The sequence below is a fragment of the Rhodoplanes sp. genome (assembly GCF_013377085.1).
GTDB lineage: Bacteria > Pseudomonadota > Alphaproteobacteria > Rhizobiales > Xanthobacteraceae > Rhodoplanes.
The window spans coordinates 40,149-46,833 of record NZ_JACAAX010000051.1; the positions used below are offsets into that span (position 1 = coordinate 40,149).

At 68.5% G+C, this 6,685-nt stretch carries 7 protein-coding genes and 1 pseudogene; 6 read left to right on the plus strand and 2 right to left on the minus strand.

All coding sequences use genetic code 11. From position 1 onward, the window contains the following. Positions 1-34: 34 nt before the first annotated feature. The gene (purB, locus tag HXX10_RS25750; RefSeq protein WP_296526169.1) at positions 35-1,345 is read right to left on the minus strand and encodes an adenylosuccinate lyase; all 1,311 of its coding nucleotides are present in this window, start codon (positions 1,343-1,345) and stop codon (positions 35-37) included. A 608-nt stretch (positions 1,346-1,953) separates the two neighbouring features. Here purB and pufB point away from each other — a divergent pair. The 5 genes and pseudogenes from pufB to HXX10_RS25775 all read left to right on the plus strand — a co-directional run. Further along, positions 1,954-2,094: pseudogene (gene pufB / locus HXX10_RS25755) on the plus strand (light-harvesting antenna LH1, beta subunit); the annotation flags it as partial. A 21-nt stretch (positions 2,095-2,115) separates the two neighbouring features. Then, a complete protein-coding gene (gene pufA, locus HXX10_RS25760) occupies positions 2,116-2,295 on the plus strand; it encodes a light-harvesting antenna LH1, alpha subunit (RefSeq protein WP_296526171.1) in 180 nt (59 codons plus the stop codon). 202 nt (positions 2,296-2,497) lie between these two features. After that, positions 2,498-2,668 carry a hypothetical protein gene (locus HXX10_RS25765; RefSeq protein WP_296526172.1) on the plus strand — a complete coding sequence of 57 codons (171 nt, stop codon included), beginning with the start codon at positions 2,498-2,500 and terminating at the stop codon, positions 2,666-2,668. A gap of 432 nt (positions 2,669-3,100) precedes the next feature. Beyond that, a complete protein-coding gene (locus HXX10_RS25770; protein WP_296526173.1) occupies positions 3,101-3,862 on the plus strand; it encodes a helix-turn-helix transcriptional regulator in 762 nt (253 codons plus the stop codon). Between the two features lie 134 nt (positions 3,863-3,996). Next, positions 3,997-4,791: a PAS and helix-turn-helix domain-containing protein gene (locus HXX10_RS25775; protein WP_296526174.1), complete on the plus strand. Its 795-nt coding sequence runs from the start codon at positions 3,997-3,999 to the stop codon at positions 4,789-4,791. Positions 4,792-4,812: 21 nt separating this feature from the next. On the opposite strand, the gene rpe is transcribed toward HXX10_RS25775, so the two are convergent. Next, positions 4,813-5,511, minus strand: coding sequence for a ribulose-phosphate 3-epimerase (gene rpe / locus HXX10_RS25780; protein WP_296526175.1), 699 nt, complete (start codon positions 5,509-5,511; stop codon positions 4,813-4,815). 260 nt (positions 5,512-5,771) lie between these two features. On the opposite strand from rpe, the gene HXX10_RS25785 reads away from it, so the two are divergent. After that, positions 5,772-6,323, plus strand: coding sequence for an EF-hand domain-containing protein (locus HXX10_RS25785; RefSeq protein WP_296526176.1), 552 nt, complete (start codon positions 5,772-5,774; stop codon positions 6,321-6,323). Positions 6,324-6,685: the final 362 nt, after the last annotated feature.

Genomic DNA, 6,685 nt, shown 5'->3' on the forward strand with positions numbered 1-6,685 from the left:
GAATACGAGCGATGGCGTCAATGCGCCACCATCCTCAGCTCCGCCCGAACACGCGCCTAAAAATCGTGTCGACGTGCTTCATGTGCCAGCCGAGGTCGAACTGCTGCTCGATCTCGGTGTCGGAGAGGTAGCGGCGCACGTCGGGGTCGGCTTTCAGCAGCGCCATGAAGTCGGAGCTTTCGCCGGCCCACACCTTCATGGCGTTGCGCTGGACGAACGCATAGGAGTCCTCGCGGCTGACGCCCTTTTGCGTGAGCGCGATCAGCAGGCGCTGCGAATGCACCAGGCCGCCGAGCCGGTCGAGATTGCGCTTCATGGTGTCGGGATAGACCAGCAGCTTGTCGACGAGGCCGGTGAGGCGGGCCAGCGCGAAATCGAGCGTCACGGTGGCGTCCGGGCCGATCATCCGCTCGGCCGAGGAGTGCGAGATGTCGCGCTCGTGCCACAGCGCGACGTTTTCCAAAGCCGGCGTCACATAGGCGCGCACCATGCGGGCGAGGCCGGTGAGATTTTCGGAGAGCACCGGGTTGCGCTTGTGCGGCATCGCCGAGGAGCCCTTCTGGCCGGCCGAGAAGAACTCCTCGGCCTCCAGCACCTCGGTGCGCTGCAGGTGGCGGATTTCTGTTGCCAGCCGCTCGACCGACGACGCTACCACGCCCAGCGTCGCGAAGAACATGGCGTGGCGGTCGCGCGGAATCACCTGGGTCGACACCGGCTCGACCGTGAGGCCCATCTTCTGCGCGACGTGCTCCTCCACCCGCGGATCGACCTGGGCGAAGGTGCCGACCGCCCCCGAGATGGCACAGGTCGCGACCTCCTTTCGCGCCGCGACCAGTCTTTCGCGGGCACGGGAGAACTCAGCGTAAGCCACCGCGAGCTTGAGCCCAAAAGTGGTCGGCTCGGCATGAATGCCGTGCGAGCGGCCGATCGTCGGGGTCAGCTTGTGCTCGAAGGCGCGGCGCTCGATCGCGGCGAGGAGCGCGTCGACATCGGCAATCAGCAGGTCGGCGGCCCGGGCGAGCTGAACGCCGAACGTGGTGTCGAGCACGTCCGAGGAGGTCATGCCCTGGTGGACGAAGCGCGCCTCCGGCCCGACGATCTCGGCGAGATGCGTCAGGAAGGCGATGACGTCGTGCCTGGTGACGCGCTCGATCTCGTCGATGCGGGCGACATCGAACACGGCGTCCCGGCCCTTCGCCCAGATCGTCTTCGCCGCCTCGGGCGGCACGATGCCGAGCTCGGCCTGGGCGTCGGCGGCGTGCGCCTCGATCTCGAACCAGATTTTGTAGCGGGTCTGCGGGTCCCAGATCGACGCCATCTCGGGACGGGTGTAACGCGGAATCATCGACGTGCTCGCTCGCTGTGGGACGACGGGCCTCTAGCAGATCGGCTCGCCTCGGGCCATGCCGGATCGCCGGCCCGGTCGCCGCCGGGGGCGCCGCGGGCGCGCCGAAATCGCCGCTGCTGCAAGGTTTTCGCGAGGCGCCTGCAGCCGTTTCCCCAGGTCGCGAGGCCGACCGCCGCGGTCATCTCCGTAATCCCCCGGCACGACGATCGTAACACGGCCGCGCTATGTATTCATGAACGTTGACACTTGGGTGCGTCAAGTTAGCATTACATCAATACGGTGTAGCGCCGCCGACGAGGATGGATCAAGCAATAATTCGTCACGCTGATTGACTTCCGGAGTGTCTCCGAGGGCGACATTGACGCTGCTTCGGGTCGTTTGAACGACTGCTGCAGCAGTTCCTCGGGCCAGAGACGAACGAATACGCTCCAGGAGCCCGGCCGAGCCGTGGCGAAAGCTTTTGTGTCCGATCGCCGGCCTGCACCGTAACCGTTGTCTCCCCTGGCGCGCCCGGGGGAGTGGAGGTCGCGGCGATCCTGCCGCGACAAACCCCGCCGTACGGGCGCCGAGCGGCGTCCCGAGGCAACCCTGTGGAGGGTAATTAGATGGCTGAACCAACCCGGAGCTTGTCCGGCTTGACCGAGCAGGAAGCGGTCGAGTTCCACGCGCAGTTCAAGACCACCTTCAGCGCATTCGTCGTCATCGCGGTTCTCGCCCACGTTCTCGTGTGGGCGTGGAAGCCGTGGTTCTGATCGGGAGACATCAACATGGCCAACCCGCAAGACGACTACAAGATCTGGCTGGTGATCAACCCGTCGACTTGGCTGCCGGTGATCTGGATCGCGGCGCTGCTCGTCGCGATCGCCGTGCACTCCTTCGTGCTCAACAATCCGCGCTACAACTTCATCGATCAGAAGGCCGCGGCCGAGAAGATCGAGAAGAAGTGATCTAGGCGAGCGTACCGGGATAGGCCGACAACGGCCGATCCCGGATCGCCGATCCTCCTCGAGGAGTCGTTTCGTCGCCGCGCCGCCGCGACCGTGCCGGGCGATCCCGTGCCGGCTGGGGTGACGCGGACTTCCGACGGAGCGGCAAGCTGCCGGTGGACCGCTCACGCGGATTTCGGGCTCTCTCCGACCCGAGCCCGTCGTGACCGGTCCTTCGGCTGTTCGCCGCGAGGCGACGATCATGCATCATGTCGCCAAACTGCTCGAAACCTTGTCCTCGCTGCCGGTGAACGTCGCAGTTCTTGAACCCGACGGGACGATCAGCGAGTTGAACAGGGCGTGGCGGGCGTTCGCCGCGGCCACCGGCCGCTGACGCCGGACGCCTGCGTCGGCGCCAACGACTTCGACGTCTGCGAGGCCGAACAAGCGAAGGCGCTGCGCGACCTGGTCGCCCGCCGCCGCGACGTGCGCTCGGGGCCCGCATAGATGCGGGCGGCCGCGACGCCGCAGCCTGGTCCGACCGGCTGAACTGAACGCCCCGACGCTCGACAATGACCGCGGCGCCCAACAGAGCGCCCCTTCGCTTCGGTGGAATCGGCAGGAGCCCATCCATCTGCTCCCGAAAGTGGCGAGGTGGCGGTGGTCACGGCCATCGTGCCGTCGCCGGCCGGAGCCGCTGGGACTAGACTCGGCGTGTAGGTGTTCACACGGTTGACACCATGAACTGTCAACTACACATTACAAGCATCGATGTCACGGGCGGGCCGCCGGCTCATCCGCTCCGCCGCGCATCTGGTGTCGACCCATGACCATGCTCGCCTTGCCGCTGGAGTCCGTGGTGTCGGTGCCGCTCCAGGTGGCGGTGCTCGATCCGGGCGGCCTCATTCGCGAGGTCAATGCCGGCTGGCGCAATTTCGCGGCCGAGGGCGCGCCCGGTCTGCCGGGCGCCGGCGTCGGTGCCGACTACCTGGCCCATTGCACGTCCGAGCAGGCCGTCGGCCTCGGCGCCGTGATCGGCGGCCGCTGCGACATCTTCACGGCGGTTTATCCTTGTCACGCCGCCGACCTGACCCGCTGGATGCTGATGGTCGGTCTGCCGCTGTCGCCCGGGCGGCCGCGGCGCATCGCCGTGATGCATCTCGAGGTCTCGGCGCTGCTGCCCTTCGATCCCGGCCGCGACGTGCTGCGGGCGACGCATTTTCCCGAGGTGCTGCCGGCCAATACGCTCGACGCCATCGTCCATGCGGTGGAGCACGCGATCGCCCGCACCATGCCGCATTCCCCGTCCGGGCCGGTGCCGGCCGCGAGCGCGCCACTGCGCTGCGCCGCAACGCCGTCGCCGCCCGTCACCGCAGGCCTGCCCAAACGCCAGCGCGAGGTGCTCACGCTGCTCGGCGAAGGCATGAGCAATGCCCAGATCGCCGGCGCGCTCGGCATCTCGATGAACACCGCCAAGCTGCACGTCTCCGCCGTGCTGCGGCGTCTCGGCCTCGGCAACCGCATGCAGGCCGTCGCGCTCGGCGCCCGGCTTTCGACCGTCCGCGTCGAGTCGGCCGCCGCCGAATAGCCGCGGACGCTCACGCGCCCGCCGCATGGCCACGGCGCCAATCAACCGATCGTTCCGATTGACAAGCGCAGTTGTCAATCTCACCTTACGGTCGGGCTGAACCAACCCGGTTGCAGTCCCGCGGGGGACCCGCAATGCAGATAGCCCTGGCACGGTTCGAGACGTTGCGCGCGCTCGCCGTCAACGTCACCGTGCTCGATCCGGACGGCACCATCGTCGAGACCAACGCCACCTGGCGGGACCCCAGCCCCGCCAACGGGGCGACGTTGCCGGATGGCGGGCGCGGCCTCAATTACCTGTCGCTCTGCCCGCCCGAGCGGGCGCGCCAGCTCGAGGCGCTGATCGAGGGCCATTGCGACCTGTTCACCTGCGTCTATGCCTGCAGGTCCGCGCGCGACACGCGCTGGATGCTGCTGGTCGCGGTCCCGCTCGACGACACCAGGCCGCGCGGCGTCACGCTCCTGCACGTGAACCTGTCGGGGCTGTTGCCCTTCGACATCGCCCGCGAGGGCTTGCGGGCCCTGCACGCGCCCGAGGCTGTTCCGGCCCCGACGCTCGACGCCATCGTTCACACCATCGAGGACACCATCGCGCGCTCGATGGGCCAGGGTCGATCGGCGGCAGGCCCGGGCGCCGTCGCGGGGCCGGTGGCGGCCGCGGGAGCGGGCACCGCAGCGGACGCGACCGCGGAGCGGTGCGCCGAGGCCGGGTCGGAGCCGGTGTCGATCGTCGATCAGTTCCCGAAGCGCCAGCGCCAGGTGTTCCGGCTGCTCGGCGAGGGGCGCAGCAACGGCGAGATCGCCGCGGCGCTCGGCATCTCGGCCAACACCGCGAAGCTGCATGTGGCGGCGGTGCTGCGCCGGCTCGGCCTCGACAACCGCATGCAGGCCGTGGCGCTCGCCGCCCGCGTCACCGGCGAGCCGAGCTGAGTCGTTTGCGGGCGCCTTCGGTCACGCCATCTCGCCGCGCGCCGCCGCGGCGGCGGCCCGGATCGCCGCGATGTTCTGCGCATAGGCCGCGGGTGTCCGGCCCTTGAACACGGCCGAGCCGGCGACCAGCACATTGGCGCCCGCCGCCGCGATCCGGCCGGCGTTCTCGGGGGTGACGCCGCCGTCCACCTCGATGTCGATTCGCCGGTCGCCGGCCATCGCCCGCAACCGATGGATCTTCTCCAGCGCGCCCGGGATGAAGGCCTGGCCGGCGAAGCCCGGATTGACCGACATCACCAGGATCAGGTCGACGTCGTCGATCAGGTGCTCGATGGCGGTCTCCGAGGTGCCGGGATTGAGCGTCACACCGGCCTTCTTGCCGAGCCGGCGGATCTCCTGGAGCGAGCGGTGCACGTGCGGGCCCGCCTCGACATGCACCGTGATGACGTCGGCGCCGGCCTTGGCGAACGCCTCGAGATAGGGGTCGCAGGGCGCGATCATCAGATGCACGTCGAAGGGCTTTTTGGTGTGCGGCCGCAACGCCTTCACGATGTCGGGTCCGATCGTGATGTTGGGCACGAAATGGCCGTCCATGACGTCGACATGGATCCAGTCGGCGCCGGCGGTGTCGATGGCGTGCACCTCCTCGCCGAGACGGGCGAAGTCGGCCGACAGGATGGACGGGGAAATCTTCAACGGGAGGAGAGGCGACCGGGACATGGGCTCACGCGGGTTCTGAAGCGATGAGCGGGTGTGCCGCAGATCGCCCCGGCGCTCAAGCGCCGCGCGTGCGGGGGAGGGGCTCGCCGGCGCAGGGCGGGCGCGCCGGATCGACCCGGCAGTTTATGCCCCGGACCCGCAGGGCGGGCAGCTTCTGCCGGCCGCAGGCGTGTCTGATCTGCTGAATTAAAAGAGAAATATCTTCGGCACGGCTCTTGCTCCTGGTCTTGTCGGATACGGTCTACCAGACGAGCCACGCCATGATGCTCCTTGCCGGTTCGGCCCTGTCGGCCCTCGATGCTCTGAAATCGCTGCGGGATCTCGTGTCCCCCGGCTCGACGTCGTCGACCACCGCCACTACGGCGTTCGGGGTCTCCGACACGAGCAGCAGCACCGCCGCGTCGACCAGCTCGGCGCAGGGCACGAGCTCCACGGTGTCGCCTGACACCATGCGGGCGCTGCTCGCCCTGCAGGCCAAGAACGGCAGCGCCGGCAATCTCTCGTCGCAGCTCTTCGCCCGGCTCGACCGTGACGGCAACGGCCGCATCAGCAAGACCGAGTTCGACAAGGTGGCGTCGAGCCTCGGCAGCACAACCCAGACCAACTCGCTGTTCGATTCGCTCGACAGCGACGAGGACGGCGAGATCGGCGGCAACGAGCTGGATGCGGCGCTCAAGCGCCAGACCCTGCCCACGACCCAGACCGTGTCGGCCAATGCGAGCACCCAGGAGCTGTTCCAGCGCCTGCTGCAGCAGCAGACCAATATGCTCACAACGACGGCGACCGGCCAGACCATGGCCCGCGCGATCTGATTCGCGAGCGGCGACGCTCGCTCGCCCCGCAACCGACCACCTTCACGCTCCGACTGTTGACGCGCCGAGGCCGCGCCGCGCCCGATGTCGGCGCGACGGGCTGCGCGTGTCGTCTCAGGCCGGATCCGGTCGATCCCTTCGGTGGTCATTCCGGGACGGCGTCCCCGGGTCCGGCCTTCGGCCGGCCCGAAGACACGCTCCGCGCCGACCCCGGAATCCAACCATGTCCTCAGCATCCGTCGCTGGATTCAGGGTTCGCACCGTCGGTTCGCCCCGGAATGACGGTTAACCGGTCAGCCGGATTTCGTCTCAGAGCCTGACTCGAAATTCGTCCTTTATCGACAGGGCCTGGCGAGGCGGCG